Below are 15,708 nucleotides of genomic sequence, written 5' to 3' on the forward strand. Positions count from 1 at the left end.
CGTGTAAACAAATTTGGATATGAAAGCGAATTCTTTTTTTTGCTCAAAGTAAGTATAGAGGGATATGTTTTACGTATGTCACGTATGAGCAAGCCTGAATGTGGAAATACATTTTAGTATGAAATCAATTCTATGAACTCTATGAGAGGCATAAGAATGAATGAAGCAGCTTTTATACCTAATTCACATACCGGGCTTCCGGTAATGCGGACGGTTATTTTAGGATGTTGTTAGGAGGGTATTATAGCATGACTGCAGTGAGACAGGATGCTTGGAGTACAGAGGACGATTTGATATTGGCTGAGGTTACTTTGCGTCATATTCGGGAAGGCAGTACACAATTGGCCGCTTTTGAAGAGGTGGGCGAAAAAATAGGCAGAACATCTGCCGCATGCGGTTTTCGCTGGAACAGTTGTGTACGTAAAAAGTATGATTCTGCCATTAGTAACGCCAAGGCACAACGACAAAAACGAAGTTATCTCAGAAAGCAGCCAGCTATGCTTGGACCGCAGGTTGCAGCATTGTCTACCCTGGATACTGAAGAACATCTGTACAAATCAGATGGGATCTCAGACGATTCATTATCGATGGATGCAGTAATCCGCTTCCTACGACAATGGAAGGGAACGGTGCAGGAGAGTAATCGTCAACTCAAGATGCTGGAGAAGGAGCTTCGGGAGAAAGAAGATGAATTGCTTGAACTACGTCTTGAGAATGACCGTCTCTCCAAGGAAGTGAATGAAGTACAGACGGATTACCGTGTGGTGAATGACGACTACAAAGCTTTGATTCAGATTATGGATCGGGCTCGCAGACTCGCATTTTTGTCCGAAGAAGAAGAGGAACTTAAGACACGTTTCAAGATGGATGCCAACGGGAATCTGGAACGAATTGAATAACAAATTCAGACGTTTGATTTGTGAAAGTCAGGTATGAACCCGCCACACCTCCGTTACACAACGGCAGGTATGACGGGTTTTTAGTTTGGTGTTTTTGTTCTATTATAGATAATAGAAGAGAAACTACTGAAGCGGAGAGGAGTGCATCATATGATCATTGACATCGTAGGAGCCGGGGCACTTGGTCTTTTGTATGGCGGGAAACTGCTGGCGTCAGGTAACCAGGTCAGATTTTGGACCAGAACAACAGCTCAGGCAGACCTCCTCAGCCATAATGGAGTAACCATTGTGGAACAAGACGAGGAGATACATATTCTACCGGATCAAATACAGGCGAAACCAATAAGTAAGCTGACTGACACATGGAAGAACACACCAGGAGAATGGTTACTGCTTATGGTTAAGCAGACAAGCATTGATGATTTCATTCATGAGATTAGTCCATTACAAGATCATGTGCTGAATGTCGCTTGTTTTCAGAATGGGATGGGCCATCTTACAAAACTTCAAGCAGCTTTGCCAAAGTCGCTTCTGTGTAGTGCGATTACAACAGAAGGTGCGAAGCGAACACAAAGTCAGGTGACTCGTGCAGGTACAGGTGAAACCAGGCTGGGGAGGTACAACATACATATAGGAGCTTCTACCTCTATAGAGGAGAAGAGAACATTTACTCTGTCGGGATCGTTGCAGCAGGCAGGATTTGACTGTACAGTGTCGAATGAAATCGATAAGCTGATATACAGGAAACTATTGATTAATTCAGTCATTAACCCGCTCACGGCACTATGGCGAATCCCAAATGGAGAATTGATCGTCAAGGAAGAACGAAAGAGGCTAATGCGCCAGTTATATGATGAAGTATTGTTAATCTACTCTGCAAATGGAATATGTTTGGATCAGGATATGTGGGATCAACTGATATCGGTCTGTCGTTCTACTGCCACGAATACTTCCTCCATGCTTGCAGATGTTCTCGCTGGACGTGGTACAGAAGTGAGGTCAATTAACGGTCATATTGTAAAGATGGCACAGAAGTTGGACCTTGTTGCACCTACACATGAAATACTGCTTCATCTGATTGAAGGAATGCAACCGGAAGGAGTGAATTAATGGGACTTTTTATTGTGTTGAGCATATTGCCCTTTTTTCCGTTCTTTCTTGTCTATTGGGGCATGTACGTATGGAAAAAAGACAAACGTAAAGCATTGCGAATGGCAATGGATGTAACCACTTTTTTTCTTGTATTTTCAGTTTCGGCGTTATTCAACTTAACATTTGATTCGAATTTTGGTTTTTATCTGACATTAATACTCATACTAGTAGCACTTGGATTCATCGGGGGTGCGCAAAATCGACTAAAAGGGAAGGTCGATAGGGGGAGAATGTTCCGGGCCGTATGGCGCATGTCTTTCGTCATCATGAGTTTCGGGTATGTTTTGTTTACTTTATTTGGATTATTTAGATACTTCATGCAACAGATGTAAGGTTACATAACGCAAAAGAGGCGAAAAATGTGTCGATTTTGTCGAAAACTGAAAAAAACATTACTTTCTGAAAAAGTAATGTAGATTTTTTTGACCGGTGGTTGTATAATCTATAAACATATAAACCATATCAATTTAGGGGGAACGTGTTAGATGAAAAGGAAAAGTCTATTAGTCCTTTTGACGCTGATTTTGGCGTTCGGTACCGTACTTGCAGCGTGCGGATCGAAAAACGAAGGCACAGGTAACACCGATACTGGTTCTGCAAACGAAGGAAATGGTCTTGCTAAAGATCAAATTCTGAAAATCAACCTGTCAGCTGAACCTCCTACGTTGGACCCGGCTCAAGCAAAAGACAGCCAAACCAACACAGTTCTGAAATTCTTGTACGAAGGTCTTGTACGCATCGATGCTGATGGTAAAGAACAAGCAGGCGTAGCTAAAGACTGGACAATCTCCGAAGATGGTTTGAAATATGTTTTCAACCTGAACCCGGATGCTAAATGGAGCAACGGTGATGCAATCACTGCCGAAGACTTTGTTCGTTCTTGGGAACGTGCTTTGAAACCGGAAACAGCTTCTCCATATGCATACCAATTGTACTATATTAAAGGCGCTGAGGGTTACAACCTCAGCAAAGATGAAACATACAAAGGTACTAAAGTCACAGATTTCTCACAAGTAGGTGTTAAAGCTACTGATGAGCACACATTGGAAGTAACGTTGGAAAACCCAACACCTTACTTCTTGGGTCTGACAGCATTCTACACGTACTACCCAGTACATGCATCTGCTGACACCAATGACAAATTCTTCACAGACTACAAAAACATGATCGTTAACGGACCATTTGTAATGGATCAATACTCTAAAGGTCAAAAAATTGTTGTGAAGAAAAACGATGGTTACCATGCGGCTGCCGATATCAAATTGGCTCAAATCGATATGTCTCTGACGAACAGCAGTGCTTCCGAACTGCAAGCTTACAAATCAGGACAATTGGACTACACTGGTGCACCTAACGGTGAAATTCCATCCGACCAAATTCCTTCTGTAAAAGCGGAATTGCCGGACGAGTTCAAAGCTACTGGTATTGCAAGTACTTACTACTATCAGTTCAACGTAAACGAAGCACCATTTAACAACGTTAAAATCCGTAAAGCATTTGCAATGGCAATTCAGCGTCAGCTGATTGTTGACAAAGTTACACAAGGTGGACAAATTCCAGCATTTGGATTTGTACCTCCAGGTATCCGTGGTGAAAACGGCGAATTCCGTGACGAGCACAAAGACGATTACTTCACTGAAAATGTTGAAGAAGCTAAAGCATTGCTTGCTGAAGGTATGAAAGAAGAAGGTTACACAACATTGCCAGCTGTTACGTTGATCTACAACACTAGTGATGGTCACGCAAAAATCGCTTTGGCGGTTGCTGACATGTGGAAACAAAATCTTGGTGTTGATGTGAAAACAGAAAACCAAGAGTGGGGCGTATTCCTTGAGAACCGTCAAAACCAAAACTTCCAAGTAGCTCGTGCAGGTTGGTCTGCTGACTACAACGATCCATACAACTTCTTGGAAATGTGGACTACTGGAAACACAAACAATGATTCCAAATTCAGCAACGAACAGTATGACAAAGATGTTAAAGAAACTGTAAAATCTGCTGATCCAGCTGCACGTATGGCTGCATTTGCTGACGCTGAGAAAATCCTGATTCAAGATGAAATGGGCGTTATGCCAATCTATTATTACACTAACGTATCTTTGACTAAGCCTTACCTGAAAGGTGTACAACTTGATTTCAGTGGAGCTATTGACTACACTCGTGCATATCTGGAAGAGAAATAAGTTGTTCTGAAGTCTAATATGAATACTTCGGGATATATATGTGGAATTCCATATATATCCCGATTTTTTGTATGTGCACCGATTTTCCTTATAATTCTTGAAATTTCCGATAAATGGATTGGACTTTATTTCTGTCTAATTCTACAATCGATTTGTATACAAAATATTGTTTGTGGAGGTGTGCAAGGGTTGGTTAAGTATGTGTTGAAAAAACTATTATTTATGCTGCTATCGCTTTTCATACTCGCATCTGCAACCTTCTTCCTGATGAAGGCTATTCCGGGTGACCCTTTTACATCCGAGAAAAAAGTATCGCCTGAAATTCGGGTCTTGCTGGAACAGAAGTATGGATTGGACAAACCGATGTATGAACAATACCTGAAGTATATGGGTGGAATCATTAAGGGAGATTTCGGAGTCTCAATGAAATATCTCAATCGAGATGTAGCCGGAATGATCGGCGAAACATTCACCGCTTCGCTGAAGCTTGGAGTGTTTGCAATTGTTATCTCCATTATCGTGGGTGTTCTGCTGGGCCTTATTGCTGCAGTTTACCATCGTAAACTCATTGATGATATCACGATGATCCTCGCTGTCATAGGTATAGCTGTTCCGAGCTTCTTGCTTGCTTCACTATTGCAGTACCTCTTTGCTACTAAATTAGGCTGGTTTAACGTTATGGGCTTTGATGGTCCATTGGATTATGTTCTTCCGGTTGCAGCGTTATCTGCATCACCAATTGCCTTTATCGCTCGTTTGACGCGTTCGAGCATGCTTGAAGTCTTACATGCAGATTATATCAAAACAGCTAAAGCCAAAGGTCTGAAATGGCCTGCGATTATGTTTAAACACGTTGTAAGAAACGGTATTCTACCAGTAGTAACTTATGTTGGTCCAATGACAGCGAATATCATCACAGGTTCCGTTGTAATTGAACAGATCTTTAACATCGGGGGAATTGGTAAAGTATTCGTAGAGAGTATCACAAACCGTGATTACACTATGATCATGGGGATTACGATTTTCTATGGTATCCTCCTGATGTTGGCTCGTTTCTTTACGGATATCGCTTACGTGCTGATTGATCCTAGAATTAAGCTGGAAAGCCGGAAGGGGGCATAACGTTGTCTGGCACGAATAATAAAAAGAATGAAACGGCGAACACGAACCTGACTAGTCAGGCAGCGGTTAAACCGCAAGAAAGTGTATCCCTTTTTAAAGATGCCATGTACAGACTTGCAACCAATAAGGCTGCAATGATCAGTCTGAGCGTGTTGGTTCTTGTCGTGATTTTCTCTTTGATTGGTCCAACTTCTTTGTTTACAAGTTATAATTATTATTCCAATGATTTGTTGAATGCCAATGCAGCACCGAGTGCGGAGCACTGGTTCGGTACGGACGAGCTTGGTCGCGACGTGTGGGTAAGAACTTGGGTAGGAGCACGTGTATCCCTTACTGTAGGTTTGGCCGCAGCCTTGATTGACCTTGTTATCGGGGTTATTTATGGAGCGATCATGGGTTTCTACGGTGGACGTGTAGATGGAATTATGAACAAGTTTTCCGAAATCCTCTACTCCTTGCCGTACATGCTTGTTGTAATTTTGTTGCTGGTTGTACTGGAACCAAGTCTGACAACGATTATCATTGCCCTCACCATCACAGGCTGGATCAGCATGTCATGGATTGTGCGCGGTGAAATTATGCAACTCAAAAACAGAGACTTTATTCTTGCTGCAAGGTCCATGGGAGCAAGCACAGGGCGTCAATTGTTCCGTCATTTGTTGCCCAATGCAATAGGACCGATTCTTGTAACATTGACGTTGTCCATTCCAAATGCAATCTTTGCTGAAGCGTTCCTGAGCTTCCTTGGATTGGGTGTATCAGCACCAAGATCTTCACTTGGTTCTATGATCAATGATGCACTTACAGGCTGGACGCTATTCCCTTGGCGGATGTGGTTCCCAGCAGGTCTGATGGTTCTTACAATGCTTGCATTTAACTTGCTCGGAGACGGTCTGCGTGACGCACTCGATCCGAAATTACGTAAATAGAAACAGGAGGTGGGATTATGGAGCCGATTTTAACTGTCAAAGACCTGAGTGTGTCGTTCTCAACACGTTCTGGTGAATTTGATGCCGTTAAACATGTGAGTTTTGAACTTGGCAAAGGAGAGACGCTGGGGATCGTAGGTGAATCGGGTAGTGGTAAGAGTGTTACCGCCCAAACCATCATGAAATTGATTCCCTCCCCGCCTTCGAAGGTCAAAAGCGGAGAAATTACTTTTCACGGGCAAGACCTGCTGAATAAGACAGACAAACAAATGGAAGCGATTCGTGGTAAAGATATCGGTATGATCTTCCAAGATCCAATGACTTCATTGAATCCTACCATTAAAATTGGTAAACAAATTACTGAAGTATTGCGCAAGCATCAGAACATGTCCAAACAAGCGGCGAATAAAGCGGCTTTGGAGATGCTGGAACTTGTAGGTATTAAAAATGCGGCTATTCGCATGAATCATTATCCTCACCAATTCTCTGGTGGTATGCGTCAGCGTGCCATGATTGCGATCGCGCTTGCATGTCGTCCATCCCTTCTGATTGCGGATGAACCGACAACTGCACTTGATGTTACAATTCAGGCTCAAATTCTGGATGTCATGAAAGACATGCAGCAAAAGCTGGGAACATCGATCATGCTGATTACGCATGACCTTGGTGTCGTAGCGGGTATGTGTGACCGTGTTGTTGTTATGAAGGAAGGCGAAGTTGTTGAAACAGGAACAACTGCTGAAATCTTTAGTAACCCTCAACATCCATACACCATTAAATTGCTGAATGCTTTGCCTCGTCTGGACGAGCCCAAAAAGGAAAAACCAGCTCCGGCTGGTATTATCAAAGGCAGCAATAAGCCTCTGGTACAAGTGAAAAACTTGAAACAGTACTTTAATTTGGGTAAAGGTAACATTCTCAAAGCGGTCAATGACGTAAGCTTTGATATCTTTGAAGGTGAAACACTTGGCGTTGTAGGCGAGTCTGGCTGTGGTAAATCCACAACAGGTCGTACCATTCTGCGTCTTTATGAGCCAACTGGCGGAAATGTTAACTTCAACGGAACGGATATCTACAAGTTGTCCCCGCGCAAAATGAAAGAAATGCGTAAAGATATGCAGATGATCTTCCAAGATCCATATGCATCTCTTAACCCGCGTTTCAATGTTATGGATATTATCGGGGAGTCCCTCGATATTCATGGTCTGGCTTCCAGCTCTAAAGAGCGCAAGAGACGAGTGGAGGAACTGCTTGATCTGGTAGGTTTGAATCCAAGTCATGCTCTTCGTTATCCACATGAATTCTCCGGTGGTCAAAGACAACGGATCGGGATTGCGCGTGCACTTGCTGTAGACCCTAAATTCATCATCTGTGATGAGCCATTGTCTGCACTGGATGTATCCATTCAGGCGCAGGTCGTTAAATTGCTTGAAGAACTTCAGCAACGTCTCGGCTTGACATACCTGTTTATTGCGCATGACTTGTCAATGGTTAAACATATCAGTGACCGTGTAGCTGTAATGTACATGGGTAAAGTGGTTGAGCTCGCAGAAAGTGAAGAACTATATGCGAACCCTGTCCACCCTTACACCAAAACATTGCTTTCCGCGATCCCTGTACCTGATCCGGAAGTGGAAGCGAACAAACGTCGCATCTTGCTGCCAGAAGAGCATATGAGCCCGATTCAGAATGGATCTGGCGGTCCTGCAAATGATCCGTACAACCTGGAAAATTCTCAATTGATTGAGGTTTCCAAAGGTCACTGGGTTGCAGAACCTTACGTATAATAGGAATATTAAAGCGATATGCTATTATTGATGTATTAAGTGCCGCCGACTCGTTCGGCGGTTTTTTTCGTATTTTAATCACTTTCTTTTGACGAAGCGGCCTTGAATTCGGTACAATCAAGAAAGGCTCTTTGAAGCAGAATAGGAGGCAGACCTCATGAACGGTATTACCGAGGCACTCCGCAGCGGATCAAGACTTGCAGAAGATTATATCTGTTCAAGAGATGCTGCGCGTGGCCTTTACGAGTATGACATTCGCTGGGAATCAGGACTTCAGGCGCGTGCCGAGTGGCTGGACCAATCGGAAAACGCACGTATTGATCGTCGTGATCTGGCAGAGTATTTACGTATATATAATAAGCGGGTGAACGACCATGGAGAGGTTCATGCGTCCATCACACGTCTTGCAGAACAAGATGCACTAGTGGTTACAGGAGGACAGCAGAGCGGTCTGCTCACCGGACCACTGTTCGTCATATACAAAGCCGCCAGCGTAGTGGCAGCTGCGCGTGAAGCGGAAGAAAGACTTCAACGCCCGGTAGTCCCAGTATTTTGGATTGCCGGTGAAGACCATGACTGGGATGAGGTTAACCACACATATCTACCTGATCATCAGGGAGACATGAAGAAGGTTAAGTTACAAGGACGATTCGCAGGAAGGGATTCTGTGAGTAATGTTCATGTGGATTCGCAGCAGTGGGTGAATGTACTCGAACAGGTGGAACATCTTTTACCTGATACGATACATAAACCAGGACTGATGAAATGCATCACAGAGATCCATCAATCCAGTTCAAATCTGAGTGATGCATTTGCCCGCATGATATCTGTCTTGTTTGCCAGTAGTGGACTTGTTCTAATGGATGCATCGGATCCAGATTTACGCAGGTTGGAACAGCCCGTGTTTGAGCGGTTGATACGAAAAAATGAAGTGCTGCGCAGCGCATACACACAAGGTGCTTCGCTGGTACAACAAGCTGGTTATGCTATGCCTGCCGAAGTAGCGGAAGATGGAGCCAATCTGTTCTACATTCATGAAGGTACGCGTCTACTCTTGTTGTTGAAGGACGGTTTATATAGTGATCGCAAAGGTTTGGTTTCTTTCACAGAGGAACGTTTGCTTCAGGAACTGGGAGAACATCCGGAGCGCTTCAGTAACAATGTATTGACACGACCATTAATGCAAGATTCCGTGTTGCCTGTAGCCGCTGTTATTTTGGGGCAAGGTGAAATTGCATATTGGGGTTTGACTCGGGAAGCATTCCGTCAGTTCGGCCTGCAAATGCCCATTTTGTTGCCGCGGTTGTCTTTCACCATTATGGAAGATATTCATCACAAACATATGAAACAATATGGACTTTCTTTTCAGGATGTTCAATATCATATGGAAGAAAAGAAGGAGCAGTGGCTCGCACAGCAGGAGACGTTCCAGGTAGATGAACAGTTTGACAAGGTTCAGGAAGCGTTTCTTGATCTGTATGGACCGTTGCTTGATGAGATCGCGGAGATTCATCCGGGGCTGGAACGAATTGGCGATACCAATTTGAGTAAAATCAACGAGCAAATGCAGTATCTGAAGCAACAGACTCACAAAGCTATCGAGGATAAACACAATGTGAGTCTAAGGCACTGGAATGGCATTCAGAACTCCTTATTCCCAACGGGCAAACCACAGGAACGAGTACATAATGCACTCTTTTACCTGAATCGTTATGGCACCGAGTGGATCGATGAACTGATTAAGGCCTCAAGCGAATTCCTTGGAGAGCATAAGGTTATTGCACTATAGAGCCCTTTATAATAGAAGAAACACCAAAACGAGGAGGATATGATATGACTACACCTGCATTGCAAAACAGTATTGTTAAAGATATGGGACTCGCTTCAGAGGGTCACCTGAAAATTGATTGGGTAGAAGCGCATATGCCGGTACTGAACCGCATTCGTCGCCAGTTCGAACAGGATCTGCCCTTCAAAGGTTTGAAGGTTGCCATTTGTCTTCATCTGGAAGCGAAAACAGCTTACTTGGCAAAAGTGATCCAAGCGGGTGGTGCAGAAGTAACAATTACGCATAGCAATCCATTGTCTACACAAGATGATGTTTGCGCAGCATTGGTGGAAGACGGCGTTACGGTGTATGCGAAGTACAATCCGGAGCCTGCGGAATTCAAGTCACTGCAACTGCGTGCGCTTGAGGTGAAGCCTGATCTCATTATTGATGATGGTGGAGACTTTGCAACCATTATTGCATCCGAGCGCCCTGACCTCGCAGCAACAATTCGCGGAGGAGCAGAAGAAACGACAACGGGTATTATCCGTTTGAAAGCATTGGCGAAAGAAGGCCAATTGAAGTTTCCAATGGTTGCGGTTAATGACGCATACTGCAAGTATCTGTTTGACAATCGCTACGGTACTGGACAATCTGCATTCGACGGGATTATTCGTACAACTAACTTGGTTATCGCTGGTAAAAACGTAGTGGTAGCAGGTTATGGCTGGTGTGGTAAAGGTGTAGCGATGCGTGCCAAAGGTCTTGGTGCAAATGTGATCGTAACCGAAATCGATCCAATCAAAGCGGTAGAAGCACACATGGATGGGTTCCGGGTCATGACGATGGTGGAAGCCGCCAAATTGGGCGATTTCTTTATCGCAGTTACAGGCAATAAGGATGTTATCACAGGTGAGCATTACGATGTGATGAAGGACGGAGCGATCCTGAGTAATGCGGGTCACTTTGATGTTGAAGTGAATAAACCTGAACTGGCTAAACGTTCCGAATCGATTCGCACAGTTCGTCGCAACATTGAGGAATATCGTTTTAAAGATGGTCGTAAAATGTACCTTCTTGCAGAAGGTCGTCTTGTGAACCTGGGTGCAGCAGATGGTCACCCTGCCGAAATTATGGATACGACGTTTGCTCTGCAGGCGCTTGGTCTGCGTTATGTAAGTGAGAATTATAAAGACTTGGGTAAAAACGTTGTTAATGTACCTTATGATATTGACCAGCAGGTTGCCAGCTATAAACTTGAGAGCCTGAATATTGGCATCGACTCCTTGTCAGCTGAGCAAGAGAAATACCTGGATAGTTGGAAATTTTAAGCACTATCCAATAATTACAAGCTGATGAAATGGTTCAATAGGTATAGAATGGTTTATTGATGATATGGCTCATGTGCGGGTAGACATATGATTGCCCGTTTAAGGGAAGCGTCTTTGATCCTGAGTGACAGGATCAAGGACGTTTTTTTATGCTGAAAAATTAAAAAATCAAGTCATGCAAGAAGGGTTTTGATTTTTTTGTGCGAATCTATTATGCTTAGGTGGTGGAAAGTGGGGCAAAGTGGGAGAAACGGGTGAGGAGTGAGTGGGCCAATGTTTATGGGGGAGTTCCAACATAGCATTGATGATAAGGGTCGGGTGATCATTCCGGCTAAATTCCGCGAATCTCTGGGACCGTCTTTCGTTGTCACACGGGGTTTGGACCAGTGTCTTTTCGTGTACCCCATGGAGGAGTGGGGGGTCATGGAACAAAAGCTCAAAGCACTGCCATTGATGAAATCTGATGCACGTGCGTTTACCCGGTTTTTTTTCTCGGGTGCAACCGAATGTGAACTGGACAAACAGGGCAGGGTAAATCTGCCGGGCAATTTAAGAGAGTATGCCAAGCTGGACAAGGATTGTGTTGTTCTTGGCGTGTCGAACCGGGTGGAGATTTGGAGCAAAGGCATATGGGAGAGTTATTTCAATCAATCCGAAGAAGCATTCAACGACATTGCCGAAAAGCTGGTCGATTTTAATTTTGATTTATAAAGTCAGGAGGGGTGCAGGTTGTTTCACCACATAACCGTACTCAAAGAAGAGGCAACAGAGGGATTAAACATCAAGCAGGACGGTATATACGTGGACTGCACTTTAGGCGGTGGCGGACATAGCTCCGTGATTGCTTCCAAGCTCGGTCCAGGGGGACGTCTGATCGCACTTGATCAGGATGATTGGGCTTTGGATAATGCTCGCGAGAAGCTCGCAGCTTATGGAGAACGTGTAACATTGGTGAAAACCAATTTTCGAGATCTGGAACAGGTACTCAAGGATCTGGATGTACCAATGAAGGATGGTGCACCACAGGTCGACGGTATTTTGTACGACTTGGGTGTGTCATCCCCGCAATTTGATGAAGGAGAACGTGGATTCAGCTACAATCACGATGCTCCACTCGATATGCGAATGGACCAGGATGCAATGCTGACGGCCAAAGAGATTGTGAATGAGTGGCCAGAAGAAGAGATTGCTCGAATTTTGTATCGCTATGGTGAAGAGAAGTTTTCGAGAAGAATTGCCCGTGTTATCGTCGGAAAACGAGCGCAGTCTACCATTGAGACGACAGGTGAACTCGTGGAACTGATCAAGGAAGGCATCCCGGCGGCAGCTCGCCGTACTGGTGGACATCCTGCCAAACGCAGCTTCCAGGCATTACGCATTGCCGTCAATGATGAGTTGGGTGCGTTTGAAGAAGGCTTGCATCAGGCTGTTCGTTGTCTGGCACCAGGAGGACGTGTATCTGTTATTACCTTCCACTCCCTTGAGGATCGGATATGTAAACAGATTTTCAGCAGTTATCTGGAAAAATGTACATGTCCACCCGATTTTCCGTTGTGTGTATGCGGCGGCAAGGGGACCCTGCGTTTAGTTAACAGAAAACCGTTGAGTCCAACGGAAACGGAATTGGCCGAAAATTCACGTGCTCGTTCAGCCAAGCTGCGCGTAGCCGAGAAATTGTAGATCAAGAGTGGAGGAGAGAATCGGAGTATGGCATATACACGTGGTAATCTCGCTGTAAAAGAAAAAGCGTCCCAGGAACGTGTGACCCAGCAACGATACAAAGAAACCACCAAAGTGGTGACCCGTCGTACGGGTCTCCCGGCACGCGAGAAGATTTTGTATCTGATTACCCTGGTTGCAGTGATCCTTGTTGGAGGAGCCTTGATGTCTCGTTATGCTCATATCTATGATCTGAACAAGCAGGCGCAGTCCACTATTTCGGATATCAAGGTGTATGAAAAGACGATTGCAGACCTGCAGGTGGAAAAAGAAACATTGAACAACCAGGTCATCGAAAATGCAAAACAACTTGGTTACGTTGAAGCTTCCGGTAAGGATGTCATTTATGTACCTCGCTCAACAAGTACGAAATCAACTGGTACTGAATCGTCCTCGAATACAGCAAGCAGTAAGTAAAGAGGTGTTCCGATGATAAAAAGAATAAAGATGCGCACGTTGCTTATAGGGGGATGTATTACCCTCTTTTTTCTTGTACTCGTAACCCGAATCTTTTTCATTCAAGTTGTCAATGGCGGTGTATGGCAGGAACGGGCAGCCGGTTTGGTAGAGCGGGAACAGACGATTAAGGCTGCACGTGGAACAATTACGGATCGAAATGGTAATATTTTGGCTACTGATGCCCCTGCGTATACGGTTTCTGTTAATCCGTTATTAATTAATGAACTCGGAATTCAGGATGTTGTTACTGAGAAACTCTCTAACCTTCTTGGGAAAAATGAGAGTGAGATGCGTGCTCTGGTCACAGCCAAAAATGCAAAGGGTAAGTTTTTTCAGCAACGTGAAGTGCGCAGTGAAGGATATAAAATAAGTCCTGAACTTGCGGCACAAGTCAACGAATTGCGTGAAGAACTGCAAGATGAATATAAGGCGCGTAATGCAATTGTGATGGCTCAGGAGTCGAAGCGTTTTTACCCTGAAGAAACACTTGCTTCTCACCTCTTGGGATATATGAGCCGTGATGGGAAAGCTGTCAATGGACTTGAAGTCTCATATGATGAAGCACTGACAGGCACAGATGGATATCTGAATTATCAGAAGGATGCCAAAGGCATTAAACTTCCGGATTCACAGGATAACTATCTGCCACCTCAGAACGGTAAGAACCTTACGCTGACCATCGATGATACGATCCAGTTCTACATTGAGGATGCAATGAAAGAAGCCGTTGCCAAGTATAATCCACTGAGCATGACGGTCATTGCTGCGGACCCAAACACGATGGAGATTCTAGGGATGGCGAACTGGCCAACCTTTAACCCGAATACGTATGGGAGTACACCTGATCAAAAGAATTTTATTAACCATGCTACGCAATCCATCTATGAGCCAGGTAGTACATTCAAAATAGTTACGCTAGCAGGGGCTGTTGAAGAAAAACTCTTTGATCCCAATGCAAGTTTTGAATCCAAACGCATGTATATCGGTGGTTTCCCGATTAGTGATAATGGTCATTCCTATGGTTGGATCTCGTATCTCGAAGGTGTCAAACGGTCAAGTAACATTGCTTTTGTTAACTTGGGTTACAACATGCTTGGCGGCGAACGTCTGCGTCATTACATAGACGAATTCGGTTTCGGCAAAAAGACGGGTATTGATCTGCCAAATGAGGCTGCGTCCCCGATCAAGCCACTGGTTTACAAATCCGAGATTGCTACTGCTGCTTACGGTCACGGTCTTGTACAGGTAACACCAATTCAACAGGTCGCAGCCATCTCTGCGATTGCCAACGGCGGCAAATTGCTGGAGCCACATCTGGTGAAGGAGATCAAGAACCCGAATGATGGAACAACGGAAGTGATCAAACCCAAAGTTGTTCGTCAGGTGATTTCCAAGGAATCTTCCAAACTGGTGAGCGGTTATCTGGAACAAGTGGTTGCAGACCAAACGATTGGTACCGGTCGTAACGCCTATATTGAAGGTTACCGTGTAGCTGGTAAGACAGGTACAGCAAGAAAGGTTGTTAACGGAGCATACAGCAAGTCGAAAGACGTTGTATCGTTTATTGGATTCGCGCCCGTGAATAATCCGAAGATTGCTATACTTGTTGTCATTGACCAACCGGATGGAACCAACATTGGGGGAGGAACCGCAGCTGCGCCGGTGTTCAAAAAGATTGTCAGCCAGACTCTTCAATACATGGGAATACCCAAAGATACAGCCAAAACTCCTGACAAAAAGTCAAAAGAAGTCTCTGTCGTGCAAGCCAAGGCGCCTGACTTGAGTGGCAAGACAGCCAAACAGGCCAGAAGCCAGCTTCTAAGCGCAGGTATTGCTTATGTGACTCTTGGTCAAGGTGATAATGTAATTCGGCAGTATCCGGTTGCTGGCGCCTCTATGAATCCAGGCCAACGAATCTATCTGCTAACGGAAGAGAGCAGCAAGATGAAGATTCCCGATCTAACAGGTGAATCTCTCCGGGATGCCCTTGAAGTACTTTCTCTCATGAAAGTGGGGGTTACGGTCAAGGGCGAGGGTTATGTCGTGAAGCAAACCGAGCAGGTCGCAGGTGAGCAGAGAACTGTGCAGTTGAACTTGCAAACTGCCAAAGCTGCAGTGACAGGTATAGCCGATGAGGCTCCAATCTCTTCTGATCCGTCATCAGAAGCTGAAGTGAAGGAACAAGAGGCTTCGGCCGGAGAAGCTAAAACCGACGAAACAGACGGAACAGACGAAACAGATAACAACAAGGCTCCTGCCAATGAATCCGAATCCTCTGATGATCCAGCCACAAACGGAGCTTCGCTTCCTTAGGGAGCTCTGACAGCTTGTTCTAACCCCCGGTTGTCCTGAATATTCA

Annotated in this window: 13 protein-coding genes; all 13 read left to right on the top strand. The window is 44.6% G+C overall.

Features of this window, described 5'->3' with window-relative positions; all coding sequences use genetic code 11:
- Positions 1-248 precede the first annotated feature (248 nt).
- Positions 249-899 (top strand): RsfA family transcriptional regulator, encoded by a 651-nt coding sequence (locus ACDJ59_RS04680; protein WP_076211575.1) that lies wholly within the window; start codon positions 249-251, stop codon positions 897-899.
- A gap of 150 nt (positions 900-1,049) precedes the next feature.
- Positions 1,050-2,009 carry a ketopantoate reductase family protein gene (locus tag ACDJ59_RS04685; protein ID WP_413407827.1) on the top strand — a complete coding sequence of 320 codons (960 nt, stop codon included), beginning with the start codon at positions 1,050-1,052 and terminating at the stop codon, positions 2,007-2,009.
- The gene (locus ACDJ59_RS04690; RefSeq protein WP_036614898.1) at positions 2,009-2,383 is read left to right on the top strand and encodes a DUF3397 domain-containing protein; all 375 of its coding nucleotides are present in this window, start codon (positions 2,009-2,011) and stop codon (positions 2,381-2,383) included. The genes ACDJ59_RS04685 and ACDJ59_RS04690 overlap by 1 nt, the downstream gene beginning before the upstream one ends.
- A gap of 153 nt (positions 2,384-2,536) precedes the next feature.
- Positions 2,537-4,234 (top strand): peptide ABC transporter substrate-binding protein, encoded by a 1,698-nt coding sequence (locus tag ACDJ59_RS04695; protein WP_047843758.1) that lies wholly within the window; start codon positions 2,537-2,539, stop codon positions 4,232-4,234.
- A 189-nt stretch (positions 4,235-4,423) separates the two neighbouring features.
- On the top strand, positions 4,424-5,356 hold the full coding sequence (locus tag ACDJ59_RS04700) for an ABC transporter permease (protein ID WP_036614893.1): 933 nt from the start codon (positions 4,424-4,426) through the stop codon (positions 5,354-5,356).
- Positions 5,357-5,403: 47 nt separating this feature from the next.
- On the top strand, positions 5,404-6,285 hold the full coding sequence (locus tag ACDJ59_RS04705; RefSeq protein WP_370511422.1) for an ABC transporter permease: 882 nt from the start codon (positions 5,404-5,406) through the stop codon (positions 6,283-6,285).
- 17 nt (positions 6,286-6,302) lie between these two features.
- On the top strand, positions 6,303-8,072 hold the full coding sequence (locus tag ACDJ59_RS04710) for an ABC transporter ATP-binding protein (protein ID WP_036614890.1): 1,770 nt from the start codon (positions 6,303-6,305) through the stop codon (positions 8,070-8,072).
- A gap of 157 nt (positions 8,073-8,229) precedes the next feature.
- Entirely contained in the window at positions 8,230-9,861 is a 1,632-nt protein-coding gene (gene bshC / locus ACDJ59_RS04715) for a bacillithiol biosynthesis cysteine-adding enzyme BshC (protein ID WP_413407828.1), read from the top strand.
- 44 nt (positions 9,862-9,905) lie between these two features.
- Positions 9,906-11,171, top strand: a complete 1,266-nt coding sequence (locus ACDJ59_RS04720; RefSeq protein WP_211080785.1) for an adenosylhomocysteinase — start codon at positions 9,906-9,908, stop codon at positions 11,169-11,171.
- A gap of 273 nt (positions 11,172-11,444) precedes the next feature.
- Positions 11,445-11,882: a division/cell wall cluster transcriptional repressor MraZ gene (gene mraZ, locus ACDJ59_RS04725; protein ID WP_017687291.1), complete on the top strand. Its 438-nt coding sequence runs from the start codon at positions 11,445-11,447 to the stop codon at positions 11,880-11,882.
- A gap of 18 nt (positions 11,883-11,900) precedes the next feature.
- On the top strand, positions 11,901-12,851 hold the full coding sequence (gene rsmH / locus ACDJ59_RS04730) for a 16S rRNA (cytosine(1402)-N(4))-methyltransferase RsmH (RefSeq protein ID WP_413407829.1): 951 nt from the start codon (positions 11,901-11,903) through the stop codon (positions 12,849-12,851).
- 27 nt (positions 12,852-12,878) lie between these two features.
- The gene (locus ACDJ59_RS04735) at positions 12,879-13,307 is read left to right on the top strand and encodes a hypothetical protein (protein WP_036614881.1); all 429 of its coding nucleotides are present in this window, start codon (positions 12,879-12,881) and stop codon (positions 13,305-13,307) included.
- Positions 13,308-13,319: 12 nt separating this feature from the next.
- Complete coding sequence (locus ACDJ59_RS04740) at positions 13,320-15,662, top strand: penicillin-binding transpeptidase domain-containing protein (protein ID WP_413407830.1); 2,343 nt, start codon at positions 13,320-13,322, stop codon at positions 15,660-15,662.
- The last annotated feature ends 46 nt before the right edge of the window (positions 15,663-15,708 follow it).

Origin of the sequence: Paenibacillus amylolyticus, assembly GCF_047302515.1 — a bacterium.
GTDB classification, from domain to species: domain Bacteria; phylum Bacillota; class Bacilli; order Paenibacillales; family Paenibacillaceae; genus Paenibacillus; species Paenibacillus amylolyticus_G.

Excerpts from the sequence above, each read along its gene's own strand:
- ACDJ59_RS04680 (WP_076211575.1), top strand. The coding sequence starts at position 249 with ATGACTGCAGTGAGACAGGATGCTTGGAGTACAGAGGACGATTTGATA.
- ACDJ59_RS04685 (WP_413407827.1), top strand. The coding sequence starts at position 1,050 with ATGATCATTGACATCGTAGGAGCCGGGGCACTTGGTCTTTTGTATGGC.
- ACDJ59_RS04690 (WP_036614898.1), top strand. The coding sequence starts at position 2,009 with ATGGGACTTTTTATTGTGTTGAGCATATTGCCCTTTTTTCCGTTCTTT.
- ACDJ59_RS04695 (WP_047843758.1), top strand. The coding sequence starts at position 2,537 with ATGAAAAGGAAAAGTCTATTAGTCCTTTTGACGCTGATTTTGGCGTTC.
- ACDJ59_RS04710 (WP_036614890.1), top strand. The coding sequence starts at position 6,303 with ATGGAGCCGATTTTAACTGTCAAAGACCTGAGTGTGTCGTTCTCAACA.
- bshC (WP_413407828.1), top strand. The coding sequence starts at position 8,230 with ATGAACGGTATTACCGAGGCACTCCGCAGCGGATCAAGACTTGCAGAA.
- ACDJ59_RS04720 (WP_211080785.1), top strand. The coding sequence starts at position 9,906 with ATGACTACACCTGCATTGCAAAACAGTATTGTTAAAGATATGGGACTC.
- mraZ (WP_017687291.1), top strand. The coding sequence starts at position 11,445 with ATGTTTATGGGGGAGTTCCAACATAGCATTGATGATAAGGGTCGGGTG.
- ACDJ59_RS04735 (WP_036614881.1), top strand. The coding sequence starts at position 12,879 with ATGGCATATACACGTGGTAATCTCGCTGTAAAAGAAAAAGCGTCCCAG.
- ACDJ59_RS04740 (WP_413407830.1), top strand. The coding sequence starts at position 13,320 with ATGATAAAAAGAATAAAGATGCGCACGTTGCTTATAGGGGGATGTATT.